Annotated in this window: 20 protein-coding genes and 1 riboswitch; of the genes, 12 read left to right on the forward strand and 8 right to left on the reverse strand. The window is 56.4% G+C overall.

Going from position 1 to position 24,751, the window contains the following annotated elements; all coding sequences use genetic code 11:
• Positions 1 to 16 precede the first annotated feature (16 nt).
• Entirely contained in the window at positions 17 to 232 is a 216-nt protein-coding gene (locus F5897_RS02730) for a hypothetical protein (protein ID WP_183304377.1), read from the forward strand.
• 29 nt (positions 233 to 261) lie between these two features.
• Here the strand turns inward: F5897_RS02730 and pstB are convergent, their stop codons facing one another.
• The 6 genes from pstB to F5897_RS02760 form a co-directional block, all read right to left on the reverse strand.
• Entirely contained in the window at positions 262 to 1,041 is a 780-nt protein-coding gene (pstB, locus tag F5897_RS02735; RefSeq protein WP_183304378.1) for a phosphate ABC transporter ATP-binding protein PstB, read from the reverse strand.
• 101 nt (positions 1,042 to 1,142) lie between these two features.
• The gene (gene pstA / locus F5897_RS02740; RefSeq protein WP_183304379.1) at positions 1,143 to 2,228 is read right to left on the reverse strand and encodes a phosphate ABC transporter permease PstA; all 1,086 of its coding nucleotides are present in this window, start codon (positions 2,226 to 2,228) and stop codon (positions 1,143 to 1,145) included.
• A complete protein-coding gene (gene pstC, locus F5897_RS02745; protein ID WP_124824457.1) occupies positions 2,228 to 3,199 on the reverse strand; it encodes a phosphate ABC transporter permease subunit PstC in 972 nt (323 codons plus the stop codon). Before pstC ends, pstA begins: the two co-directional genes overlap by 1 nt.
• 125 nt (positions 3,200 to 3,324) lie before the next feature.
• Positions 3,325 to 4,434, reverse strand: a complete 1,110-nt coding sequence (gene pstS / locus F5897_RS02750) for a phosphate ABC transporter substrate-binding protein PstS (RefSeq protein ID WP_343048761.1) — start codon at positions 4,432 to 4,434, stop codon at positions 3,325 to 3,327.
• 118 nt (positions 4,435 to 4,552) lie between these two features.
• Entirely contained in the window at positions 4,553 to 5,242 is a 690-nt protein-coding gene (locus F5897_RS02755; protein ID WP_343048762.1) for a winged helix-turn-helix domain-containing protein, read from the reverse strand.
• Positions 5,235 to 6,521: a sensor histidine kinase gene (locus F5897_RS02760; protein ID WP_124824454.1), complete on the reverse strand. Its 1,287-nt coding sequence runs from the start codon at positions 6,519 to 6,521 to the stop codon at positions 5,235 to 5,237. Before F5897_RS02760 ends, F5897_RS02755 begins: the two co-directional genes overlap by 8 nt.
• A 135-nt stretch (positions 6,522 to 6,656) precedes the next feature.
• Here F5897_RS02760 and phoU point away from each other — a divergent pair, with 135 nt between their 5' ends.
• From phoU to rplS, 3 genes are all read left to right on the forward strand, one after another.
• Positions 6,657 to 7,301, forward strand: a complete 645-nt coding sequence (gene phoU, locus F5897_RS02765; RefSeq protein WP_124824453.1) for a phosphate signaling complex protein PhoU — start codon at positions 6,657 to 6,659, stop codon at positions 7,299 to 7,301.
• Between the two features lie 207 nt (positions 7,302 to 7,508).
• Entirely contained in the window at positions 7,509 to 10,997 is a 3,489-nt protein-coding gene (locus F5897_RS02770; protein WP_183304382.1) for a DUF5979 domain-containing protein, read from the forward strand.
• Between the two features lie 202 nt (positions 10,998 to 11,199).
• On the forward strand, positions 11,200 to 11,550 hold the full coding sequence (gene rplS, locus F5897_RS02775; RefSeq protein ID WP_124824451.1) for a 50S ribosomal protein L19: 351 nt from the start codon (positions 11,200 to 11,202) through the stop codon (positions 11,548 to 11,550).
• 181 nt (positions 11,551 to 11,731) lie between these two features.
• On the opposite strand, the gene F5897_RS02780 is transcribed toward rplS, so the two are convergent.
• Positions 11,732 to 13,921, reverse strand: a complete 2,190-nt coding sequence (locus F5897_RS02780) for an NADP-dependent isocitrate dehydrogenase (RefSeq protein ID WP_183304383.1) — start codon at positions 13,919 to 13,921, stop codon at positions 11,732 to 11,734.
• 145 nt (positions 13,922 to 14,066) lie between these two features.
• Between F5897_RS02780 and F5897_RS02785 the strand changes: the two genes are divergently transcribed.
• From F5897_RS02785 to F5897_RS02820, 8 genes are all read left to right on the forward strand, one after another.
• A complete protein-coding gene (locus F5897_RS02785) occupies positions 14,067 to 15,704 on the forward strand; it encodes a cell division protein PerM (protein WP_183304384.1) in 1,638 nt (545 codons plus the stop codon).
• Positions 15,705 to 15,768: 64 nt separating this feature from the next.
• Positions 15,769 to 15,877, forward strand: a riboswitch (TPP riboswitch).
• On the forward strand, positions 15,869 to 16,924 hold the full coding sequence (locus F5897_RS02790; protein WP_183304385.1) for a thiamine ABC transporter substrate-binding protein: 1,056 nt from the start codon (positions 15,869 to 15,871) through the stop codon (positions 16,922 to 16,924). (Overlaps the previous riboswitch by 9 nt.)
• 5 nt (positions 16,925 to 16,929) lie before the next feature.
• Positions 16,930 to 18,669: an ABC transporter permease gene (locus tag F5897_RS02795; RefSeq protein WP_183304386.1), complete on the forward strand. Its 1,740-nt coding sequence runs from the start codon at positions 16,930 to 16,932 to the stop codon at positions 18,667 to 18,669.
• Positions 18,666 to 19,313 carry an ABC transporter ATP-binding protein gene (locus F5897_RS02800; protein WP_183304387.1) on the forward strand — a complete coding sequence of 216 codons (648 nt, stop codon included), beginning with the start codon at positions 18,666 to 18,668 and terminating at the stop codon, positions 19,311 to 19,313. The genes F5897_RS02795 and F5897_RS02800 overlap by 4 nt, the downstream gene beginning before the upstream one ends.
• Before the next feature lie 19 nt (positions 19,314 to 19,332).
• Positions 19,333 to 20,559 (forward strand): glycosyltransferase, encoded by a 1,227-nt coding sequence (locus tag F5897_RS02805; RefSeq protein WP_183304388.1) that lies wholly within the window; start codon positions 19,333 to 19,335, stop codon positions 20,557 to 20,559.
• A 5-nt stretch (positions 20,560 to 20,564) separates the two neighbouring features.
• Positions 20,565 to 21,155, forward strand: coding sequence for a phosphoribosylglycinamide formyltransferase (purN, locus tag F5897_RS02810; RefSeq protein WP_183304389.1), 591 nt, complete (start codon positions 20,565 to 20,567; stop codon positions 21,153 to 21,155).
• 58 nt (positions 21,156 to 21,213) lie between these two features.
• Positions 21,214 to 22,878, forward strand: a complete 1,665-nt coding sequence (purH, locus tag F5897_RS02815; RefSeq protein ID WP_183304390.1) for a bifunctional phosphoribosylaminoimidazolecarboxamide formyltransferase/IMP cyclohydrolase — start codon at positions 21,214 to 21,216, stop codon at positions 22,876 to 22,878.
• A 268-nt stretch (positions 22,879 to 23,146) separates the two neighbouring features.
• The gene (locus F5897_RS02820) at positions 23,147 to 23,497 is read left to right on the forward strand and encodes a hypothetical protein (protein WP_124824443.1); all 351 of its coding nucleotides are present in this window, start codon (positions 23,147 to 23,149) and stop codon (positions 23,495 to 23,497) included.
• A 59-nt stretch (positions 23,498 to 23,556) separates the two neighbouring features.
• Here the strand turns inward: F5897_RS02820 and F5897_RS02825 are convergent, their stop codons facing one another.
• Entirely contained in the window at positions 23,557 to 24,588 is a 1,032-nt protein-coding gene (locus F5897_RS02825) for an agmatine deiminase family protein (RefSeq protein ID WP_183304391.1), read from the reverse strand.
• Positions 24,589 to 24,751 lie beyond the last annotated feature (163 nt).

A 24,751-nucleotide genomic window follows, 5' to 3' on the forward strand; every position in this document is an offset into this window, starting at 1 on the left:
CCTGTATAGTGGTGTCATGTTTAAGCGAGTAGTAGCTAGTATCACTGGGGTACTGTTGATTGCGCTGTTTTTCTCCTGGGTCTTTTTGAAAGGAAAGGACGCCGTGCGTGCGCAGGTTGAAGCGCAGCCTGTGCTCGGCTCGGCGGGCCATGTTCTAGCGTGGGGAGCGCTGCTGGGTGGAACCTGGCTTTTGGCACAGGTTTTCACAAGCCTGAAAAATCGTTCTGAGTAAAAAGCTGGCGCTCACGGGTCACGGTGATATTAACCAAAGCGACCTGAGACGTAATCTTCTGTTGCCTGCACCGCAGGAGTTGAGAATATTTTGTGGGTGTCATCGTACTCGATGAGCCTGCCAGGCTGCCCGGTGCCGGCGATGTTAAAGAACGCGGTTTTATCGCTGACACGTGACGCTTGTTGCATATTATGAGTTACGATTACGATGGTGTAAGTCTGCTTCAGTTCCTCTATCAGATCCTCAATCGCGAGAGTCGAGATTGGGTCTAGCGCGGAGCACGGCTCATCCATCAGCAGCACCTCGGGAGCCACTGCGATAGCACGCGCGATGCACAGGCGCTGCTGCTGCCCGCCAGAGAGCCCCGATCCGGGTTTGTCGAGGCGATCTTTCACTTCGTTCCAGAGATTTGCGCCGCGTAGGCTCTGCTCTACCAGATCTTCAGCGTCACTCTTTGAGATTTTGCGGTTGTTCAGCAGTACCCCTGCCAGCACATTCTGTTTGATCGACATCGTTGGGAACGGATTGGGTCGCTGAAACACCATACCAACCTGCCGCCGCACCAGCACTGGATCAGCGTTCGCACTGTAGAGATCCTCGCCGTCAAGCAGCACTTCGCCCTCGACCCGTGCCTCCGGAATCACCTCGTGCATGCGGTTCAGGGTGCGCAAGAAGGTTGACTTGCCGCAGCCTGACGGGCCGATGAAAGCCGTAACGCTGCGTGGTTGAATATCCATAGTTACATCGGCAACCGCTAAAAATTTCCCGTAGTAGACATTGAGGTCTTGCACTTCAATCCGTTTAGACATTGTATTCTCCGTTTTGCTTAAATCTTGTGAGGTGGATCCTGCCGTCGAGCTATGCCCGGGCTAATCTCAGGGGTGTGCAGGAGCTGCGACGCCGCATGGCGTTAGCGGCTCTGCTGCGGCGCGAAATATTTCGCAACCAAGCGGGCGATAAGGTTGAGTGCCATGACGATGAGGATTAGTGCCAGTGCCGCGGCCCAGGCGCGGTCGATAAAGGCGCTGGCGGGATTGCCCTGGTTGGCGTACTGGGTGTAGACGAAAACCGGCAGTGATTGCATCCGCCCCTCGAACAGGTTGTAGTTCATACTGGTGGTGAAGCCGGCGGTTAACAGCAGCGGCGCGGTTTCACCAATAACGCGGGCGATGGCGAGCACGATGCCGGTAGTTATGCCAGCAATCGCAGTTGGCAGTACCACCTTCAGAATCGTTAACCACTTCGGCACCCCTAGCGCATAGGATGCTTCACGTAGTTCGTTCGGCACCAGGCGCAGCATTTCTTCGCTGGATCGCACCACCACGGGCACCATCAGCACGGTTAGCGCTACGGCTCCGACGATACCCATTCGCACTCCCGGGCCAAAGAAAATCGCGAACAGGGCGTAGGCAAACAGGCCAGCGACGATGGAAGGAATACCGGTCATCACATCAACCAGGAAAGTGATGATTTTTGCAACCTTGCCGCGACCATACTCCACCAGGTAGATAGCGGTTAGCAGCCCAAACGGCACTGAGATGACTGTCGCTGCGAGCGTAATCAGCAGAGTGCCGACCATCGCGTGCAGCGCACCGCCACCGGCGCCGGAAATGTTGCGCATAGAGCTGTTAAAGAACTCTGCGTCAAAGCGGTTGCTGCCGAGGGTGATGACCTCCACGGTAACTGAAACCAGCGGCACTATCGCAACCAAAAAGGCGAGGGTGACAATGCCGGTGACAAGTCGGTCGAGGGCGCGACGGCGACCCTCAACTGCGGCTGAGAGGGTAGTGATTGCGGCAAGATAGGTAACAGCGGCAAGCACCGCAACCGCGGCAAAGTTGATAGCGGTGCCGGAGGCGCTGCTGAGAAGCCCGGCGATTGCGGTGACCGCGGCTATGGTCAGCCCCAACACCAGGTAAGGGGTGCGTTTTTGCAGCTGGCCGGTGGTGAAAGAACCGTGTGCCTGTGGCTGAGCGGCGAGTGCTTGTGCGGTCATTAGTTAGCCCCTGAGAATTCGGCGCGGCGGTTCACGATCCACCGCGCGATTGCATTGACCAGGAAGGTTACGATGAACAGAATCAGGCCGGTTGCGATGAGCACGTTGATGTTGGTGCCGTAGGCTTCCGGGAAGCTGAGCGCGATATTCGCGGCGATGGTTGAGGGGTTTTCGCTCGTTAGCAGCTGCAGGCTGACGGCGCCGGTTGCTGAGAGTACCATCGCGACCGCCATGGTCTCGCCGAGAGCGCGACCGAGGCCGAGCATCGCCGCGGAAACCATGCCGGAGCGGCCGAAGGGCAGCACCGCCATGCGAATCATCTCCCACCGCGTTGCACCGAGCGCCAGCGCTGCCTCTTCGTGCAGGCGCGGCGCTTGTAGAAAGATCTCGCGGCAGATGGCGGTCATAATGGGGAGAATCATCACTCCCAGCACTAGCGCCGCCGTGAGAATGGTGCGCCCGGTGCCGCTGGCCGCACCGCCGAAGAACAAATTAAGACCAGGCGCGCTGCCGAGAGCACTGTTGATCCAGGCGAACACCGGTTGCAGCGTGGGGGCGAGCACGGTGATGCCCCAGAGACCGAAGACCACGCTCGGCACTGCGGCGAGCAGATCCACAATATAGCCGAGCACGCTGGCGAGGCGGCGCGGAGCGTAGTGAGAAATAAAGAGCGCGATGCCCACCGCCAGCGGGAAGGCAAACAGCAGTGCGAGAGCTGCGGCCCACACCGTGCCGAAAATCAGCGGCAGCACGTAGTCGAAGAAGTTAGTGGTCAGAATTGAAGCACTTTGCTTATCTGCAAAAAATGCGGGCACGCTACGCGCAATTAAGAATATTGCTACGGCAGCAAGTGTGACCATGATCATGCTTCCCGCAAACATTGCAGAGCGACTAAAAATTACGTCGCCAAGTCGCTGTGCGGTGCCGGAATGCCCCCTAGGGGACTCGGCTGGCTGTGTTTTGGAAGACACCTGACTCCTCAGAGAACTCTGGTTGCTGATTTCGGCTGACCTATGCAGCGAGAAATAAAGGGAGGGGATAGGGGGGGGGAGGGGATCCGAATCTTTGTAGGTATTTGGATCCCCTCTGAATTTAGTTATTTGATGTTTTTAATAATCGCCGCGATTTTGGCCTGCATGTCAGCTGAAAGCGGCGCACTGCCGGCGCGCTCTGCAGCAAGATTCTGGCCTTCGGCGCTCACGATATATTCCAGGTATGCTTTGGTGAGCTCGCCCACTTTAGGATCCGCGTATTCGCTGCAAGCGATCGCGTAGCTCACGAGCACAATCGGGTAGACCCCGGAGTCGGTGCTGTCACGCTTAATTGTGATGGCGATGTCACCCGGGCTGCGGCCCTCCTCTACCGGTGAAGCATCGACAATCTTAGCGGCTGCTGCCGGGGTGTGGGTGACGTATTCAGCGCCGACCTTCACCTTGACACTGCTGAAGTCTCCGGCGCGGCTGGCATCTACGTACCCTATGGTGCCGGAACCGTTTTGCACGGCTTCTACCACACCGCTGGTGCCCTGAGCCGCCTCTCCGCCGAGCTCACTTGGCCATTCTTCGACGGCGCCAGCGCTCCAGTCACTGCCGGCAGCGCCGTGCAGATAGTCAGTAAAGTTACCTGTGGTGCCGCTTTTATCTGAGCGATGTACCGCGGTGATAGCAGCCGCAGGGAGCGTAACTCCAGGGTTTTGAGCAGCAATCTGTGGATCATCCCATTGCTTGATTTGCCCGGTGAAAATTTTTGCGATTGTCGGGGCATCAAGCTGCAGCGAATCAACTCCGGCGACGTTGAAAATAATCGCAATCGGAGAAATGTAGACCGGGAACTCTAGCACCTCACTGTTCGCCGCGCAGCCAGAAAATTGTCCGCCGGCGAGCTCAGAGGTTTTAAAGGCGCGGTCAGAGCCCGCGAAGGCGCTGGCGCCATTCTGGAAGGTTTCACGTCCGGTGCCTGATCCAGCTGGATCATAATTAACGGTGACGTTAGGGTGTTTTTGCTGGAAAGTGATACTCCAGGCCTCTTGTGCCGGAGCCATGGAAGAAGCACCGACGCCGTTTAGTTCGCCGCTGAGGCTGGCCGTTGCACTGTCACTCGTGCTCTGTGTCGCGGTGTCACCTGTTTCGTTAGCTGCGCATGCGCTCAGCGCTAATGCCGTGATGCTGCCTGCCGCCGCAAGTTTAGCTGCTTTGATGAACTTCACTTTTCTTCCGTTTCCTTGGTTGCTGTGTCCCGGTTTTGCACCGGATATTTTAAAAATATGCGGTGAAGGTTGCCGAGATGTGCCATTGAGGTTAACGAAAAGTGAACTTTTTATGTTTTTACGTGAAGCGGTATCCGACACCTCGCACAGTCTGCAAGAGCTGTGGTTGTGATGGCTGGGCTTCAATTTTGCTGCGAATGCGTTTAATGTGCACATCGAGAGTCTTCGAGTCGCCGTAGTAGTTTTGGCCCCAGATGCGGTCAAGAAGTTGGGATCGTGTCAGTACACGGCCCGCGTTCTGCATTAGCATCTCTAGCAACTCAAATTCCCGCAAGGGCATATTTACTTCTGCGCCATTGACTGTCACAGTGTGGCGTTCCGGGTCGAGTTTGATGCCGGCAATTTCGATTGTTTGGGGTGCAGCAGCGGAGTTCGTTGCTGGTGCTTCTGCGCGCCTTAACACCGCCCGAATGCGCGCCAACAGCTCCCGGGTGGAATATGGCTTGGTGATGTAATCATCAGCGCCAAGTTCGAGCCCCACAACTACATCGATCTCGCTGTCTTTAGCGGTCAACATAACTATTGGAGTGTTAGAGAGAATGCGCATTTGGCGGCACACTTCTGTGCCGTAAACACCGGGCAGCATCAAATCCAACAGCACTAAATCAAAATTGCCGCGTTGAAATTGCTCCAGCGCTGTGTTGCCGTCGGCCGCGTGGGTCACGCTGAAACCCTCGCGTTGTAGCAGAAAAGTTAGGGGCTGTGCGATGGAGAGTTCGTCTTCTACTAGGAGAATGTGGTTAGTCACGAGGTGCTCCTTGTTTCGGGGTTTTTGCTGCAGCAACATACTCTGCCGCTAGGTCGCGGTGCATGGCAGCGTGGGACACTCGGTCCTGGGGTTTGGTGCGCCCGCGTTTAAGGCGCTTAGTTTTAGATGCCGGCTGCGGTGTGAAAACTGGCGCAGTAAGGGGAAAATGCAGGGTAAAAGTCGAACCCATATCAGGTTTTGACCACAGTGTGATATCGCCGCCGTGAGCACGCACCGTGTGTCTAGCTATCGCGAGACCGAGCCCGGTGCCACCGGCGTCTTTGTGGCGAGTACGCGCAGAATTAATGCGGAAAAAACGCTCGAAGATGCGATCTTGGTATTCCGGGGCGATGCCCGGGCCGTTGTCGGCAATGGCAACGTCAAGAGCGCCATCGCTGCAGGTAATTCCGATTCCAACTTTGCCGTGCTGCGGCGAATAGCGAATCGCGTTGGCGAGAATATTTGCAACGGCTATTTCGAGAGCAGCTGGATTGCCCATAATGATTGTCGAAAGTGCCGTGGATTCTGGCAGTGTCAGTACTAAATCAACTTCTGACTGCGCTGCATAATTTTGATGTGCTGCTACTTGCTCTTGTACCAGCTCTAATAAATCTACCGGCTCTAATTCTTCTGACCGCAGTTCAGTTTGTGCTTGCGAGAGGTTGATGATGTCTTTAGTGAGAGCGCCGAGCCGTTTTGCTTCCTGCGCCATGCTATCGGCAAAATGCGACACGGTTGCGGGATCGTCTTTGGCCTCTTGGATAGCTTCTGCAAGCAAGCCAATCGCGGCGGTAGGGGTTTTCAGCTCGTGACTGACATTGGCGATAAAATCTCTGCGAATAGCGGTCAGCCTTTGTTCTTCGCCCATATCTCTGAGCAGGACGGCGACAAAGTTCTTGGTCAGCCGAAAAGCTTGAACTTTGTAATGGCGAGAGGTTTCTGCCGGGGCTTCTTCGGGTAGCTGTAATAACGCCGTGCCACTCTGCATCACCTTTCGCAGTGATTTCAAAAAGGCCGTGTTTGTGAACAGGGGGGAACTGCCTTGAATGTCTGCGCGCGCTGCGGTGTTGGTGTAAATCGGAGTTAGCGAACGATCCACCACAATCGCTGGATACTCTAAACGATTAAAAACGTCGATTGCCAACTGTGGTAGTTCGGGGCGCAGTTCTGCGGCTCGAATACGAGCGTCATTGCGGATTTTTACCGTGGTGTAGGTGATTAAGCCACCACACGCGGCACCTAACAGCAGTGCGTAAACTACCTGCAGAGTTGGGTTCATATTACTATCGTACTTAGCTGCTTATTTGGGCGATAGAAATTTGCCAAATGTTAACCTAAAAGCTGGTTGAAATTAACCCCTCACCGTCACAATAGCTACTGTAGTAGGTGAAGCGCGCTGGAGAAAGGATGCGTGATGCGGCAAGTTTTTCAACAGGAATTGATTGAAATTCAAGAGGGCTTGGTGGAGCTGGCACAGCTGATGGTGAGAGCCATTGAGAATGCGACTGAGGCTTTCGCAGGGAGCGACATCGTGCTCGCTGAAAAAGTGATAGAGCATGATCCTGAGGTGGATCGGCTCGCCGCTTCTCTAGATGAGCGGGTCACTAAGGTTTTGGCACTGCAGCAACCGGTCGCGACTGACCTGCGGTTGATGGTGAGTGCGCTTAGAATGAGCGCTTCTCTGGAAAGAATGGCGGATTTGGCTCAGCATATCGCGCAGCTGGCGCGGCTGCGATACCCTGAAAATGCAATTCCTGAGCCGCTGCGTAAAACTTTTACGCGGATGGGGAAACTCGATATCCAAATGGCACACAAAATTGTGGAGCTGCTTGAGGAACAGAATATTGATACGATCGTGGAGATTCGCGATCTGGACGACGAGCTTGATGAGCTGCACACGAAGGTTTTTGAGAAGGTATTGACTGCGGGATTGATGGAGAAACCGGAGCACGCAGTTGATGCAACATTGGCGAGTCGCTATCATGAGCGTTTTGGGGATCACGCGGTGAGCATTTCAAAACAGATGCATTATTTCTTGGCGGGGCAACGACTATCTTAGATATACCTCTTTTATCTTAGATATACCTCTTTTATCTTAGATATACCTCTTTGAGCCTGCATTCACAGTTCTTGCAACGATTGCTAGCTTAGCTTGCCCAATGGAAAGAGGGGTGGGGTTTGCGGAGCGATTGTGAGATAATTAAACATGGGATTATCTAAGCTGTTTTAGATTTCTCGTTTTGTATGGAATAAGAGGTGGAAAATTTTGAAGATTAAAAACAATCGGGGCGGAGTGCTCGCTGCTTGTATGGCAGTGCTGACACTTATGCTCAGCGTCGTTTTTACCCCGAGCGCATTTGCTGTGCAAACTCCGGGGTTTGTGGTGAGCGATATTATCGTTCACGGTCAGACTCGCGATAACAATGCGAAAATGACTTTCAACTGGGCTTTTGAGCCGAGCAACGGTCGCGCCCCTGCTAGCGGGGAAGGTTTTGAGCTTGAGATTCCAGACCGGCTAGAGATTTCCGGTTCGTCACAGACCACGCAACCGATTGTTTACAATGGCAAAAATGTCGGCGAGTGTGTTTTCGGGTCAAAAAAGATTTCTTGTACTTTTAACGACGGTATTACCGAGTTCTCACACAAAACCGATGTTAAAGGTTCCGCGGAGCTTATGGTCACTGCTTCAAACGCGCACACTGATGCTTACACCCAAACCACTATTCCATTCATGTTGAACGGTCAAGTAGTGCAGGGTTCTATTCCAACCGGCATTGCGGCTAAACGTGCAGCAACCTACACTGAGTCAAAGTTCCGTAAATTCTCGACTCCTTTGGGTGAACGAAATAAAAGTGTGCCATGGTCTATTACTTTCAACCCAACCCTGATAGCGCGTGAAAATCCTGGTGTTTACGCGGCGCCAAACGGCACAGATAACATCACCTACACTTTCACTGACACCTTGGGCGAAGGCTATGACCTTGCTAATCTAGAGGCTTGGTCGCTGCTTTACAACGGGGATGCAAATAACCCGGGTGCAGCCACTCGAGTTTTGGCTAATTCCGCTGGAAAGGCCGAAGAAGGTTTCTCTATGCAGGTAGAGGGCGCTGGCGTGGTACGTACCATTACAATCACTGGCCCTTTTGCCGCTGACACTAACTACTCGATTTCGGCTCCTTCAAAGGTAGTCGGTGATAAAGCACGCCCGGGCGTAGAGTACACTAACAGTGTGCTGCTTAACGGCACTAATCAAGTTGCTTCAGGAACTCGTAGTTATGAAATTTCTTCTAAGGTGACAATCACCATGAAGAACGGTTACGGTGCTGTTCGTGCACTCAAGTACGTAAAGGGTAGCGCTGCCGGTGCTGTGCCAGAAGACACTGTTTTCCCAATCACTCTCGCATATGTTTTGCCAAATGCTAAAACGGCGCAGGAATTTGCTGATTGGGGTGCTGATAAAGATCCAAGTATTGCAGCCGACAGTAACACTGGTACCGTGGTGCTGAACGTTACAGCTGGTCGATGGGTTAACTATGAATACCTTTTCCCAACCGGTACAGTTCTGACAATCGGCGAGAACAGCCCAACCGTTGCGGGAGTTGAGTTTGGGCAGCCAACTTTTGCTCCGCAGACAGTGACCATTGAGAACGAAGTAATCTCAGAAGTTAAAATTACCAACCTTGCAGAGCGACAGAAAGCCGACTTTAAAGTTAAAAAGACTGTAACGCCGGTAAATGCTGCAGGATTTACTGCTCCTCAAAATGTTACTCTGCAGTACATCTGTGGTATTGAAACCGGCGAAGTGCAGGTGCCTACAAACGGTAGCGAAGTGACTGTTGGACAGTTCCCGGTTGGCATGGACTGCAAGGTCACCGGAGAAACCGGCGCTGAGGTTGCAGGATTTGATTTGCAACCAGATCTCGGCACCGCTGTAACCATCACCAAAGATGGCGCTAATCTGGCCGCAGTAACCAACGCTTACACGCAGCAGACTGGCACGTTCAAAGTGAAGAAAACCGTTGTGGCACATCAGAACGACACCGAGTTCACTGCGCCAAAGACCGTTAACTTTGATTACAGCTGTGGTACCGCGACCGGCACTGTGGCTGTTCCAACTGATGGATCTGAGGTTGAAGTAGGCGCTTTCCCGGTAGGCACCGAATGCAAGGTGACCGCCGAGAGTGGGGAAGCTGTTGCGGGTTATGAAGTCGCTAAACAACTTGGTGACACCGTAACTTTGGCGCAGGGCGCGGCTAGCGTGGTAGAGGTAACCAACACCTATACTCGTGCAAACGCAAGTTTCACCATCGAGAAGCAGCTAGCAGCAGGTGCTCCAGCAGCCGCTGCTACTAAGGAATACAGCTTTGATGTGGCGTGTACCCTCTTCAACCAAAACGTAGTGCAGAAAACCGTTAAAGTAACTGGTGCTGCTACTAGCGAAGCGATTGAAGCGCCTCAGGGATCACAGTGTGTTGTGACTGAGCAGGACGCAGAAATTCCAGGCTACACCCACACCAAACAGATTAACGGTGGTGATTTCACTCTCGGTCAACAGGGTGGCAAGGTGACTGTAATCAACAGTTACGCACTTAACGTTGGCGCATTTAAGGTGTCTAAGACCGTAGCCGATGCTCACAACCTGACAGCCGGTAAAGAGTTTGAGTTTAATTACAGCTGTACCCACCCAGATATGACTCTGGAGGGACCTGCTAAAGCTGGTAAATTCAGCATCTCTGCCGGTGCAGAGCACACCGTTAACAACATTCCTGCCGGTGCGACCTGTGAGGTTACAGAAACCGCCGCTGATGTTGCAGGTGCTGATCTTGCAACCACTGGGCTGGGAAGCGTTGAAATCGTGAAAGACGAAACCAAGAACCTGGCTGTAACCAACACTTACACTGCTTGGATGGCAAGCTTTGATGTCGTCAAAGAGCTGCAGGGAACAGCAAAAGATCTGCCGGCTCTACAAGACAAAGAGTTTGAGGTTGCTTACGAGTGCACCCTCGGTGCTTACACCAAGAGTGGCACCGTGACTGTTACCGCTAAGACACCAGCTAAGGTTGACGAGGTTCGTTCTGGTGCAAAGTGTGTGTTCACTGAGAAGACTGCCTTCGACAACCCAGTAGGGGCCGTTTTCAACGAAGCGAACTCAACCACAACGGTAACCGTAACCGCAGGTGCTAAAGACACCACCACAGAGGTGAAGCTGATTAATGACTTCAGCGCGCTTGGCAAAGTGTCACTCGCTAAAGAACTGGTAGGCACCGCGGCTGATGCGGCTGAGGTAACAGGCGCTGAATATGAAGTTGTAGCTTCATGGCTCGACGCAACAGGTGCAACTAAGACCGAAACCCTCAAGGTTAAGGCCGGCGCTCCAATCGCGCTGCCAGAGCTCCCAGTAGGCACCGTGGTAACCCTCAAAGAAAACCAGCCGGCTGACACCGCTACAGTGGTTTGGGCGACTCCAAAGTTCACTGCGGACGTTGTAGACGCGCTTGAGAACATGGATGACGGCACCGCAGTGCTGACCATCCCAGAAGGGGAATATGACGACGTAACTGCTGTTACCCTAACCAACAAAGCAGATGTTGCTCCAGTAGATGTTCCTGTTAAGCCAGAAGTTAAGGCAGACAAGAACAAACTTGCGGCAACCGGTAGCGCTGGTGTCACACCACTGCTGTTCGGTGCAGGCATTCTGTTGGTAGTTGGTGCTGGTGTATTCGTTGCACAGCGTGCAGCAAAACGCCGCAGCTAACAACTAAACAACTAGGCGGAGCGCTGTGTGCTGAAGCACGCAGCGCTCCGCTATTTTGTTTGCGTTGCAACATAAAATCCGGTAAATTAAAGATTTGTGCCTCTGTGTCTAGCTGCCGTGAGGGTGAACACACAGTTTAGATGGGCACAAACTGAAAACTACTTCGCACTCGACTTGCGGCGGGCGCAGAAAAGAGAATAAGATGCAGAAGCTTGACTTCTTAGATGCAGCAGCTCTCAAGAGCGATATTCCAGCATTCCGTGCCGGAGACACTGTAAAAGTTCACGTAAACATCGTGGAGGGTAACCGTTCACGTGTTCAGGTCTTCCAGGGTGTAGTAATCGCTCGCCACGGTGAAGGAGTGCGTGAAACTTTCACCGTTCGCAAGATCAGCTTCCAGGTTGGGGTAGAGCGTAAATTCCCGCTGCACTCACCTGCTATCGAGAAGATTGAGGTAGTAACTCGCGGTGACGTTCGTCGGGCGAAGCTTTACTACCTGCGTGGTCTGACCGGTAAGAAGGCGAAAATCCGCGAAAAGCGTGAAGACGTCTAAATACCATAAAAAAATTCCTCGACAATTGTCGAGGAATTTTTTTATTATCCTGTTGAAGTAAGTAAATTAGTGGTATTTAAGGCGGTGTCATTGTTCTGAAGACACCGCCTTAAACTTTTCATCTTAGGTTAATGCCCTGATGAACATGGCTACAAGAAAGATAGCACTCGTGCGCGACGGCTTAGATGCTGTCGATGATAGCGTTTAGCGTAGCAGAAGGGCGCATCACAGCAGCAGCCTTTTGCGGATCCACCCGATAGTAGCCACCAAGATCCACAGGCTGCCCCTGCACCTCAAGTAGCTCCTGCTCAATCTGCTCGGTCTGTGCTATAAGTTGTGCAGCAACCGGTGCAAAACGCTCCGCCAAAACTGCATCAACCGTCTGCGCAGCCAGCTCCTCAGCCCAGAAGCGCGCCAGCCAGAAGTGGCTGCCACGGTTGTCGAGCTCACCAGCCTTGCGCGAAGGAGACTTATCCTCGTTCAAGAACCGTGCGGTTGCAGACTCCAGCGTGTCAGCCAAAACCGTGGCATCTGCCTGCCGGAAAGACTCCGCCAGCGCCATAAACTCACCGAGTGAATCCCAGCGCAGGTGATTCTCATTTACCAGCTGCTCCACGTGCTTGGGTGCTGATCCACCAGCACCGGTCTCAAACAGCCCGCCACCGGCCAACAGCGGCACCACGGAAAGCATCTTCGCGCTGGTGCCGAGCTCCAGGATAGGGAAGAGGTCGGTGTTGTAGTCACGCAGCACGTTACCGGTGACAGAAATAGTGTCAAGCCCCTCACGAATACGAGACACCGAGAACACGGTCGCGTCGTACGGCGCCATGATACGGATATCAAGCCCGGCAGTGTCATGCTCCTGCAGGTACTGCTCAACCTTCGCAATCAAAGCCGCATCATGCGCACGGTTAGAGTCCAGCCAGAACACCGCAGGGGTGTCAGACACGCGGGCACGGGTTGCCGCAAGCTTCACCCAGTCACGCACCGCAATATCTTTGGTCTGGCAAGCACGCCAAATATCGCCCGCTGCAACCTCGTGGCGCAGCACGGTTTCACCCATCGAAGTTACAACCTCGACCACACCCGCGGCGGCAATCAGGAAGGTCTTATCGTGGGAGCCGTACTCCTCAGCCTTCTTCGCCATCAATCCCACATTCGGCACCGAACCCATAGTGGTCGGGTCGAAAGCGCCGTGCTGCTTACAATCATCAATCACAGCCTGATAGATAGCAGCGTATGAAGAATCTGGAATCACCGCAAGGGTGTCTTGCAGCTCGCCCTGCGCGTTCCACATCTTGCCAGATGAGCGAATCATCGCCGGCATCGAAGCATCCACAATCACATCGCTTGGCACGTGCAGGTTAGTGATGCCCTTGTCACTGTTAACCATCGCCAAAGCTGGACCATTTGCCAGCTCCACATCAAAGCTGGAGCGGATCTCGCCGCCGTTTGCCAGCCCCTCCAAGCCGCTAAAGATAGCCGCGAGACCGTTTTCTCCGGTGAGGCCAGCAGCGCTCAGCTCTGAGCCGTACTGCGCGAAAGTCTCTGGGAAGAAAGCGCGCACCATATGCCCGAACAAGAGCGGATCAGAAACCTTCATCATGGTTGCTTTAAGGTGCACAGAGAACAGCACGCCGGTTTCTTTCGCTCGCGACACCTGCTCGCGTAGGAACTCGTCAAGCGCGGCAGCGCTGATGAAAGTAGCGTCGAGAATCTCGCCCGCCTCCAGCTGCAGCTGCTCCTTCAGCACGGTTACGGTGCCGTCAGTCGCGGTGTGGCGAATGCTCACGGTCTCCGGGGCCGTGAAGGTGTGTGACTTTTCGTTGCTCGCAAAATCATGCTTGCCCATGGTTGCAACGCTGGTGCGCGAATCTGCGCTCCACGCGCCCATTGAGTGCGGATGCTGGCGCGCATACTCCTTCACTGCGCGCGGGGCACGGCGATCAGAGTTACCTTCGCGCAGCACCGGGTTAACCGCAGAACCCTTCACTGCGTCATAGCGCGCCTTGGCCGCTTTCTCCGCCTCTGTACTTGGCTCATCAACATACTCTGGCAGCGCGAAGCCGGCTTCCTGCAGCTCTTTAATCGCTGCCTTCAGCTGTGGCACAGAAGCAGAAATGTTAGGCAGCTTAATGATATTCGCTGCCGGAGTTTTTGCCAGCTCACCGAGCTCAGCCAGGGCATCGCTGACCCGCTGCTCGGCGGGCAGATCCGCCGCAAAAGCAGCCAGAATACGACCAGCAAGGGAAATATCTTTGGTCGCCACGCTGACCCCGGAGGCGCCCGCGTACGCCGTCACAATCGGCAACAGCGAGTGTGTCGCCAGCATCGGGGCTTCATCGGTGTAAGTGTAAATAATCTGAGACAACAGGGCTCCTTCACTTCCAAATATGCGCCATCTTTGCGCGCAATCACCTACTAATTTACACGTTTTAGATGGGGAATACATGGGGGTGCCGGGAGCCGGGCGTGCCTGCACCACACGCTCAGCTGCGCGGGTTAAACTTGCAGCCATGAAACAGATTTTGACAGCCCTCTCAGCCGCGATTGAAGCTGGCGCCGTGGCGCTGTTAGGAATGCTGTTTTTTGCGATTCCCACGCTGCTATTTTGGTTTACTAACAGTAATCCGGAAAGCACTATCAGTGCGCTGCCGGTCGTCGCGCTCAGTGCGTGGCTGCTGGGGCACACGGTGCCTCTTGAGTTTCCGCTGTCAGCGGATGCAGCATTCGACATCGGAGTTGTGACTCCGGCGCTGCACATCCCAATTTCGCTGCCGCTGCTGGGGGCGCTCTGTGTCACGCTGTGGTTTGCGTTTAGGCAGGGTCGCAAATACGCGGCGCTGTTTATCACAGACACCTCCTCCGCCGCCGCCTTCGGAAAAACTGTAACCGCCGAGATTAAGTGGCGCTCGCTCGCCGCGGTGCTCGCCGGCGCTGTGGTCGGCTTTGGCACTGTGGTTTTGATCGCAGCAGCCAGCATTCCGGTTGCCAGCCCCGCGCCGCTGTGGTGGCAGGCGCTGAAACCCACGCTGTGGTTTGCAGCTGCGCTGCTTGCAGGCATGGGGTGGATCGGCAGGCGCCACCTCGCCGCACTGTACACTGCGCGCCTCCTACCGGGTGATGGGCCCCTGACTCCGGCGCAGCAGCTGCTGCGGGCGGTTCGAATTGCGCCACGCATTGCGCTGGCGCAGCTTGCGGGCTGGGTAGCGGTTGCGGCGATTGCAGTCACCTGCGCCGCGATTTTTAACTACGTTGATTTTGTGAGGGTCTCGGAAACTCTGCAGGCTGATGCGCTGGGGCTAATTATTCTGTTTTTGGCGCAGCTGCTGCTGCTGCCGGTCGCCATTATCTGGGCGCTAGCTTGGCTCTCGGGCGCGGGCTTCGCGGTCGGCGCAGAAACTCTATATTCCCCGTTCGTGACAATTACCACCGAGCTGCCGGCGCTGCCGTTTTTCACGCTGCTGCCGCACAGCAACTCCACTGCGGGGGTTATTGCCCCGCTGCTGCTGCTCGTAATTGCAGTGGCGCTGGGGTACAGTGTTGGTTCCTGGCTGACGCAGCACACTGACCTGGAGCGCTTTTATGCCTTAACTGCTGCGGGCGTGCTGACCGGAATCGCTGCGGGTTTTGCGGTCAGTGTGGCGGTCGGATCAGTCGGCCCTGGCCGCCTCAGCTACACAGGGGCGGAACCCTTGCTAGTCGGGTTTACCCTTGCAGGGCTGAGCACATTGGGGTTGAACGCTGGTGCGTTTTTGCGAAGTGCTGCGCCACAACTGACTCAGGTTGGTGCAACCGCACACTCGCTGCGTGATAAAACCAAACTGGGAATGCCCCGTGCGAGAGCTGCAAGCGCGGCAAACTCGGTGGCTGCTGAGTCCGTGGTGACATCCGCGCCACAACTGCCACATGTAACCCTGATGGCACAGGCCGAGACTGTCGAGCATGGTGCAGTAAATGCCGCCGTTACTGATGCTGAGACGGGTCACTTCAACACCGCTGACCTCACAGAGTTTGAGCCCCTCAGCGCTGGGATTGCCGAGTCCGACCCAACAGAGGACCAGTATGACACTGAGATGTTGCTGCGCAACTTTGAGTGGCAAGCAAAACCGGTACAGCTGGGTAAGCGCCAGTCGCAAACTGAGAACGACTAGTGCGGGTAACCCGTAAGGTTTGCGCTAAATATACACAGCGCTTAAAATGGGGGATTGCAACTTAATAAAAAACCACGGGAGCTTGTCGCCACAAGCTGAGAGGGAACAGGCGTGTTCCGACCGTCAAACCTGACCTGGGTAATGCCAGCGGAGGAAGGAAAATAATGAAGAAACCATTGCAGCTGCTCGCGCTAGGTGCAGCAACGGTAATCCTGGTGGGCTGCGCGCAGGGCGCTGACACTGTTGAGAATGCAGCACAGACAAACGCCGCCAGCGGTGAGGTTGTAAAGATTGCGGTGCACGACAGCTTCCCGAACGAAAAGTTCGCTGAGATGGCAAGCGCCGCAACCGGCCACAAAGTGGAAGTTGTGACCCTCGGCGGCGAGGAGCTGCCAGGCCAGCTGGTGCTCAGCAAAGAAGCACCGGTGGCAGATGCCTTCTTCGGGGTTAATAACTACTACGCTTCACAGCTGGTGAACGCAGACGTGCTAGAGCCGTACCAGGCAAAACTGCCAGCGGGCGCAGAAAAATTCGTGTTTGACGACAAAGGCTCACTGACCCCGATTACCGACAGTACGGTGTGCATGAACAGCGACCCAGCGTGGTTCAAAGAGAAGAATCTGGCTGAGCCAGAGACTTACGCTGACCTTCTGAAACCAGAGTATAAAGATCTGGCGGCGGTTATTGATCCACATGATGCAACCGGTATCGCGTTCCTGGCTGGTACCATCTCAGAGTTCGGTGAAGACGGCTACCTCGATTACTGGAAGCAGCTGCGTGACAACGGCGCCAAGATTGAGGCTGGCTGGTCAGACGCATACTACGGGCAGTTCACCCAGGGCGGAGAGGGCGGCCAGCGGCCGCTTGTGCTGTCATACGCTTCATCTCCGGCATATACCGTGAATGAGGAAAACACCGAAACCAGCAGCCGGGCGCTGCTGGAAACCTGCTCCAGCGTGATTGAGTACGCAGGCGTGCTGAAGGGCGCGAAGAACCCAGAGGGCGCCAAGCAGGTGCTTGACTACATGCTGTCAGACGAGTTCCAGAGCATCATCTCTGACGAGATGTATGTTTACCCGGTAAGCAAAACCGGTAAAATTCCTGCAGTGTGGGAGAAGTTCGCGCCAATCCCAACCACCCGCCACGACCTGGACGCAGCAGAGATCGACGCTAAACGCGAAACCTGGCTGCGCGATTGGGACGCGGCAATTAAGGGCTAAAACCTATGCGAGCTGCTGCAACTGTTAGCAGTCAGAAACAGGGTTTTGTCGGCGGCTTGACCGTCGGTAAAACCCTGTTTTGGTGCGGCGCAGCTTTACTGCCGGCGCTGGTTATCGGGGTTTTTTTCCTGTACCCGGTGCTGAGCCTTTTCGCCCGCGGTTTTTCCGACCTGTCAGGGTTTGTGGCGGCTTTGGAAAAGGGCCGCACACTGCAAGTGGTGGGACAGACCCTGCTACAGGCAGGATCCGCAACCGCCCTCGCCGTGGTGCTCGGAGTTCCAGCAGCATATGTGCTGTACTGTCTTAAATTTCCGGGCGTCGGGGTGCTCAAAGCGGTGCTCTCGGTGCCCTTCGTGCTGCCCACGGTCGTGGTGGCGCTGAGTTTTAATGCGCTGTACGGGCCCGGCGGGCCGCTATATTTCCTGGGGTTAGACGGTAGCTTTGCGGTTGTGGTTTTCGCCCTGACATTCTTTAACATCAGCGTGATTAGTCGCACGGTCGGGGTGGTGTGGGCGAAACTTGACCCGCGGGTGGTTTACGCCGCCTACACCCTCGGCGCCAGCCCGCTGCGCGCGTTCTGCACGCTGACACTGCGGCAACTGGTGCCGGCAATCGGCTCTGCGGCATCCCTGGTGTTTCTATATTGCGCCACCAGCTTCGGCATCGTGCTGATTTTGGGTGGTCGCAAATACGCCAACCTTGAAGCGGAAATTTACGAGAACGCGGTGCGCTACATCGACCTCGAAACCGCCACCGCGCTGTCACTGGTGCAGATTGTGATAGTGATTGCGGCGCTGTTCGCGGCAAACTTACTGCGCCGTCGCGGCGAAACCCTGCAGCTGGCGGAGCCTGCGCGTAAAACTCTGCGCACCCCGGGCGCAAAATTGCTTTTGGTTTATGTGCTGGTGACATTCGGGGTGTTGCAGCTGGCACCGCTTGCTGCGCTGGTGCTGCGCTCGCTCACTGTCAAAGGGGCGTTTAGCCTGCACAACTACGCATCGCTGACGCAGCCGCAACGCAGCTTTAACGGCAGCGCTCTAGACGCGGCGCTGCTGTCGCTGCAGAGCGCGGTGGGAGCCGCCGCGCTGACCCTCGCCCTAGCGGTGCCGGCGGCGCTGGTTGCGTCGCGTAAACCCCGCAACCGGATGCTGCGTACAGCTGTCGGGCTGTTTGACGGTTTTTTGATGCTGCCGGTCGGTATTTCCGCTGTCACCCTCGGTTTTGGCTTATTGATTACCATGCACGCCCCTTTCGGATTGGGGGTGGATCTGCGCAGCAGCGGCATTCTCATCCCGATTGCGCAAGCGCTGGTGGCGCAGCCGCTCGTGTTGCGGGCTTTAATCCCGGTGTTGCGGGGCATCCCAGAAGCTGACCGGGAAGCAGCCCGAATGCTGGGCGCCGGGCCGTTGCGGGTGCTCGCGACAATAGACCTGCCGCTGCTGCAGCGGCCGCTCGCGGTGGTTCTGGGCTTTGCCTTTGCGGTGTCGCTCGGCGAGTTTGGGGCAACGAGTTTCCTGGTGCGCCCCGGCATCACAACCCTGCCGGTGATGATCGGGCAAATCGCTAGTCGTCCCGGGCATGAAGCGTACGGGGTCGCGACCGCCGCGGCAGTGCTGTTGGCGGTTATCTGTGCTGGCGTTATGCTGCTGTCTGAAAAACTCTTAACCACGCAGCGCCACACACAACTCTTGCGGCTCGGAAAAACCCCCGCAAAACCGCAACAAACAGCCAGGAGGACACAATGAACGCGGCAGCTGCAGAGCTGAAACTTGAAAACCTCACCGTGGTGTTAGACGGCAAAACTATTCTGAAACGACTCTCGCTCACCGTTGCTGCGGGAGAAACCGTGGCGCTTTTGGGAGCATCAGGCAGCGGTAAATCAACGCTGTTGCGCGCAGTTGCGGGGCTGGAGCCGGTGGCAGCGGGGCGGGTGCTCTTAGCCGGTGTAGACATCACGGCGCGTCCGCCGCACACCCGCGGCATCGGCTTTGTGTTCCAGCAGGGACAGCTGTTTCAGCACCGCAGCGTTGCCGGAAACATCTCTTACGGGCTCGAAAATTTGCGGCCAAAACCGAGCCGGCAGCAGCGCGCTCGGCGGGTGCAAGAAATGCTGCACCTGGTGCAACTGCCCGGGTATGAACAGCGTGCTGTGGGGAGTCTCTCCGGCGGGCAAGCGCAACGCATCGCGCTGGCTAGAGCCCTGGCGCCGGATCCACAATTAATGCTGCTTGACGAACCCCTCTCGGCGCTCGACAGCGATTTGCGCGGCCAGCTGGCGACCCAGTTGCGCGAGATCCTGGCGCCAAAAACCGCGATTTTCGTGACCCATGACCGCGCTGAGGCCGCGCAGGTTGCCGATCGCGTGCTGCACCTGGGCGAGCTGCAATAACATCTGATACCCTCAAAAGGTGAGTGCAGTCGCCGCGGAGAAACCGCAGAAAATAGCCCTGGTAATCGATTACTCTCTTGACTACCTGGGTGGCGCGCAGACCGCTTTTCTAGATGCGGCACGGGCGCTGCAGGATGCCGGGTACGAAGTCCTGGTGGTGGCGCCACAGACCGCCCACAACCGGTGGCGGGCGCAATGGCAGGGCGCAACCCATCTGGTGCAGCCGCGGGGCGTGATTCCGGTGCTGGAGCTGCCGGTGGTGCGACACACGGCACAGCTGCGGCAAGAGCTGCGCGAGGTTTTTGCACGCAGTGGGGTGACGGTTGTGCACACCCACTCCGAGTTCGGGCTGACCGCCGCCGCCCGCGCCGCCGCCCGCGAACTGTCGCTGCCAACAGCGCACACCGTGCACACCTTTTTTTGGGACGCGCAGTTGCAGTCGGTGGTGGATCGCGCCGCCGCCGTCCTCGTCCGCGCGGCCGTGCGGTGGCTCACGGGCACCGCGCCCCGCCGCCTCGATCTCGCTCCGCGGTGGGTTGATTCGCTGTTGCGTGACAGCACCCTTGGCGCTTGCCTTGACAGCGACATTACCGTATCACCTTCAGCGCACCAAGCTGCGCGGCTGCGAGCGGCCGGGGCAGCGCCGGTCACCGTAATCGCGAACCCCAGCGTCTCCACGCACCAGGAAAGCGACCCGTACAACACCGTTACTCTGCCGCTGCGCCTGGTGTGGGTGGGGCGCCTGGTTCCCGAAAAACGGCTGCTGGAGTTTATCGCCGCGATTCGGCTTGCCTGCGAGCAGGGTCTGCGAGACGTGCTGCAGGTGGAGGTTGTGGGCGCAGGTCCCCTTGCAAAACGGGCGCAGCAGCTAGCCGCCGGGTTGCCGATCAGGTTTCAAGGCAGGGTGGATCGCGCCGGTGTGCTGGCGGCAATGCGACGCGCGCACGCGGTGGTGCTTAGCAGCTCCGGCTTCGATAATCAGCCCGTCGTCATTGTGGAGGCGGTAAACAGCGGTCGCCCGGTGCTGCTGTGCGACCGTAACTTAACTGAGGGGTTGCAAAGCGGCAGTGGAATTTACACCGCAGACACCAGCCCCGCAGCTTTTGCCGAGCTGTTGCAGCACCTGGTCACGGATCCAGCACAGCTAGTGACCGCGAGTCAGGCAACGCTGAAAGACCGCGCCGAATTCAGCCCAACAACACACGTAAAGCGCCTGCTAACGGCGTACAGAGAGGTCGGATTTTAGAAACCATGACGCTAAATGTGGTGGTGCTGCTCAGCGGCACCGGCAGTAACCTGTTGGCGCTGTTGCAGGCGGCGCAAACCGACAGCTCCTATCGGGTGGTGGCGGCGCTTGCTGACCGTCCGGCGGCGGGGCTGCAACACGCTGCTGCACACGGGGTGCCAACCGCGGTTATCGCGCCCGCAGATTATCCAGATCGTGCCGCCTGGGCGGCAGCGCTGGCAGCGAAAATCGAGAGCTACGGGGTGAACGGTAGCACGGGTCTAATCGTGTCAGCGGGATTGATGCGGATCCTGCCACCCGCGTTTGTGGCACAGTTTTCGCCGCGCCTAATCAACACTCACCCTTCGCTGCTGCCGCTGTATCCGGGCGCTGACGCGGTGGCGCAGACCTTGGCAGCGGGAGCCCACACTACCGGGGTTACGGTGCATCAAATTGACGCCGGGGTAGATACTGGCCCGGTGCTGGCGCAACGCGCTATCCAGGTACACTCGGAAGACACCGTGCAGACACTGCACGAGCGAATTAAAGAGCAGGAACGTCAGCTGCTGCCGCAGGTGGTGCACGAGATATCCACAGGTGCGCTGCCACTGGTTTAGCGGGGCGGCTAACACGGTAAAATATTTCTTGAGCATAGGCAACAATCCAGGAGGAAAAGTGGCAGTAGCCAGTAAAGACGCAAGCCTGTACGAGCATCGTGACCACATCGCGGTACGGCGAGCTTTAATCTCTGTGAGCGATAAAACCGGGCTGCTAGAGCTGGCTAAAGCGCTGCACGAGCACGGGGTGGAAATGGTTTCGACCGGATCCACAGCCCAACAAATTCGCGATGCTGGCTACGAGGTCACTGATGTTGCCGCGGTAACCGGGTTTCAGGAGGCGCTCGACGGGCGCGTTAAAACGCTGCACCCTGCGGTGCACGCGGGGCTGCTGGCTGATTTGCGGCTGCAGGATCATCGTGACCAGCTTGCGGAGCTCGGGTATGCCGGGTTTGAGCTGGTGGTTGTCAATCTGTATCCGTTCACCGAGACCGTTGCCGCCGGTAAACCAGCCGCTGATGTGATTGAAAACATTGACATCGGGGGCCCGGCGATGGTGCGTGCCAGCGCTAAAAACCACGCCAACGTGGCGATTGTGGTGTCACCGCAGCGCTACAGCGACGTGATTGCGGCGCTGCAGCAGGGTGGCACCTCGCTTGATTTGCGCCGGGCGCTCGCAACCGAGGCGTTTATTCACACCGCAAACTATGATGGTGCGGTGGCGAACTGGATGATCGAGCAGGAAGAAACCGCTTGGGGTGCGGCCGATATCGACGTCACCTCACACAACGTTGATGACGAAACCGATATGGTGTTTGCGCCGGTTGAAAACGCGGTTGTAACCTACTCAATTTCCGGTGCTCGTGAGGCGGTGCTGCGCTATGGGGAGAATAGCCATCAGCGGGCGGCGCTGTTTACCGACCCTGACGCTTCAGGCATCGCGCAGGCAACCCAGCTGCACGGCAAAGAAATGTCTTACAACAACTACGTTGATGCTGATGCGGCGCTTCGGGCAGCTTATGATCACGCAGCGCCAGCAGTGGCAATTATTAAGCACGCTAACCCATGCGGCATTGCGATTGCGCCGGCTGACGCGGCAGACCCGATTGCGGCTGCGCATGAGCTGGCGCACGCCTGCGACCCGGTGTCAGCTTTTGGCGGGGTGATTGCGGCAAACCGCGTGGTTACCGCGAAAATGGCTGAAACCGTGGCTGAGATTTTCACCGAGGTGATTGTGGCTCCGGGGTTCGAGCCGGAGGCGCTCGCGATTTTGACTCAGAAGAAGAATATTCGCCTCTTGGCTTTGCCGGCAGATTTTACCCCTGCAAAAACTGAGGTGCGGCAGGTTTCTGGCGGCTTCCTGGTGCAGGAGGTTGACAACAACTTTAAACCGGCAAGCCAGTGGCAGCTGGCTGCCGGGGAGCCGGCTGATGCGGCGACCCTGCGCGATTTGGAGTTTGCGTGGGCGGCCTGCCGGGCGGTGAAGTCTAATGCGATTTTGCTCGCAGCTGCCGGCGCTAGTGTGGGTGTTGGCATGGGCCAGGTAAACCGGGTTGATTCTGCGCGTCTTGCGGTCTCACGGGCAGGGGAGCGTGCCGCCGGTTCGGTTGCGGCATCAGACGCTTTCTTCCCGTTTGCTGATGGGCTGGAGGTGCTGCTGCAGGCCGGTGTGAAGGCGGTTGTGCAGCCCGGTGGATCTGTACGTGACGAGGAAGTAATCGCCGCGGCTAACGCGGCTGGTGTGACCATGTACTTCACAGGGGAGCGCCACTTTTTCCACTAGTAGGAGGCTGCGGCGGGGCGGGTGCGATTAGTTGGGATTGCGCCCGCTCCTGCTTTATAGATTTGTTGATTTTAGTTCCTGCAAACACATCGCGGTATTGCTATATACTGGGCACGTGCCCTGCTTGCTGGGCGTAATCGCCCTGGGAATAAACTGTAGCTACCACAAATATATTAGTGTGCTTAAGCCAGCTTGCGCGGCTTGTCGCGTAGCCGAGATAAGGGGGCGCTAACTATCATTGTGCGGCAGAACTCAATACAATTGAGCTATGGAAATTTTTAAGAGTATTGTTCTTGTTCTGCACCTGCTCTCATTTGGTGCTCTCCTGGGTGTCGTTATTGCACAGTTTAAACCAGCTGCACAGGGCGCAGGTAAAATCTCTAAGGGGATGCTGCACACCTCACTGGCGCTGCTGCTGACCGGTCTGTTGCTGGTTGGTTTGACCTACGCCGTTGGTAACGAGCCAAACAACCTGAAGATTGCGGTTAAGACCGCTGTGCTGCTGGTTATCTTTGCGCTGGTTATTATGGGCCGTAACAAGGAGCGAGTCACCACTGGTTACTTCGGTGCGATTGCTGCGTTGCTCGCGGTTAACGTGGCGCTTGCCGTGATGTGGTAAATCTTTATAAAAGTAAATGGGCGGTGGAGTTTTTCCACCGCCCATTTTTGTCGCTGTGGCTAGCTGGTGGGCGCCGGCTGCTGCTGGGTGATGCAGTGGATGCCGCCGCCCCGTGCGAAAATAGCCCGGGCATCAACGTTCACAATTTCACGCCCCTGGTAAACCTCGCGCATAATACCGTGTGCGCGGTCATCAGCCTGGGTTTCTCCAAAGCCGCAGGCGATAACCGCACCGTTGATTACCAGGTGATTAATGTAGCTATAGTCAACAAAACCTTCTTCATCGCGCAGTGTGGCTGGAGCAGGCAGCGTTAAAATTTCAGTTTTATCGCCACGGTCAGCAAGCCACTGGTGCGCAATCTCAATGTTTTTCTTACTGATTATGTAGTCAGGGTGTGACTGATCCTGCTGTTCATGCATCAACAGCACCTCCGGGGTCGCGAAGGCCGCCAGAATGTCTGAGTGCCCGCGGGTGCCGAACTCGTCAGAGTCACGGGTCAGTCCGCGCGGCAGCCACAGCACGTCCGGGGTGCCAATGGTGCGCAGCAGCTCGGCCTCCACCTGCTGTTTTGTCCACCCCGGGTTGCGACCGGGATCAAGCTGCACTGTTTCGGTGATGATAACGCGGCCGGTGCCATCTACCTGAATGCCACCGCCTTCGTTTACCATGTCGGAGTTGACCAGAGTGGCGCCAGCGAGCTCGGCAATAATTTTCCCGATGTGCTGATCCTTATCCCACTGTGCCCAGTCTTGTGCTCCCCAGCCGTTGAAGACGTAGTTCACCGCGCCCAGTTCTCCGGCTTCGTTGAACACAAAGCTCGGACCGATATCGCGCATCCAAGCGTCGTTAAGCGGCGCGTCAACAAGCTCTATGGAGCCAGCTAAATACTTGCGAGCTACGCTCTCGTCTCCCGGGTTCACCAGCATGGTAACCGGTTCAAACTCGCTGATTGCATTAGCGACGCTAGACCAGGCACCGTAGGCTTCTGCTGCGCTGGTGGCGTCATCAAAGAGGTAGCCGCCGCTCGCCGGCCAAGCCATCCAGACGCGCTCCTGTGCGACGCCCTCAATTGGCATTCGCCATGTGCTCATAATGCTTCCTAACTTTAATAATTTGGTGGTTGTTGTTTACGGTGTGCAGCGTGGCGGTTATCAGCTGCTGTATGGCAAGTGTGGTGCTGGGCGGGCTGCCTTCCTGAGCACCGCTTTGAAATATTAGTGTAGCGCCGAGCTGCCGCTCAGCGCTACACCGGGT

Origin of the sequence: Canibacter oris, assembly GCF_014197205.1 — a bacterium.
GTDB lineage: Bacteria > Actinomycetota > Actinomycetes > Actinomycetales > Microbacteriaceae > Canibacter > Canibacter oris.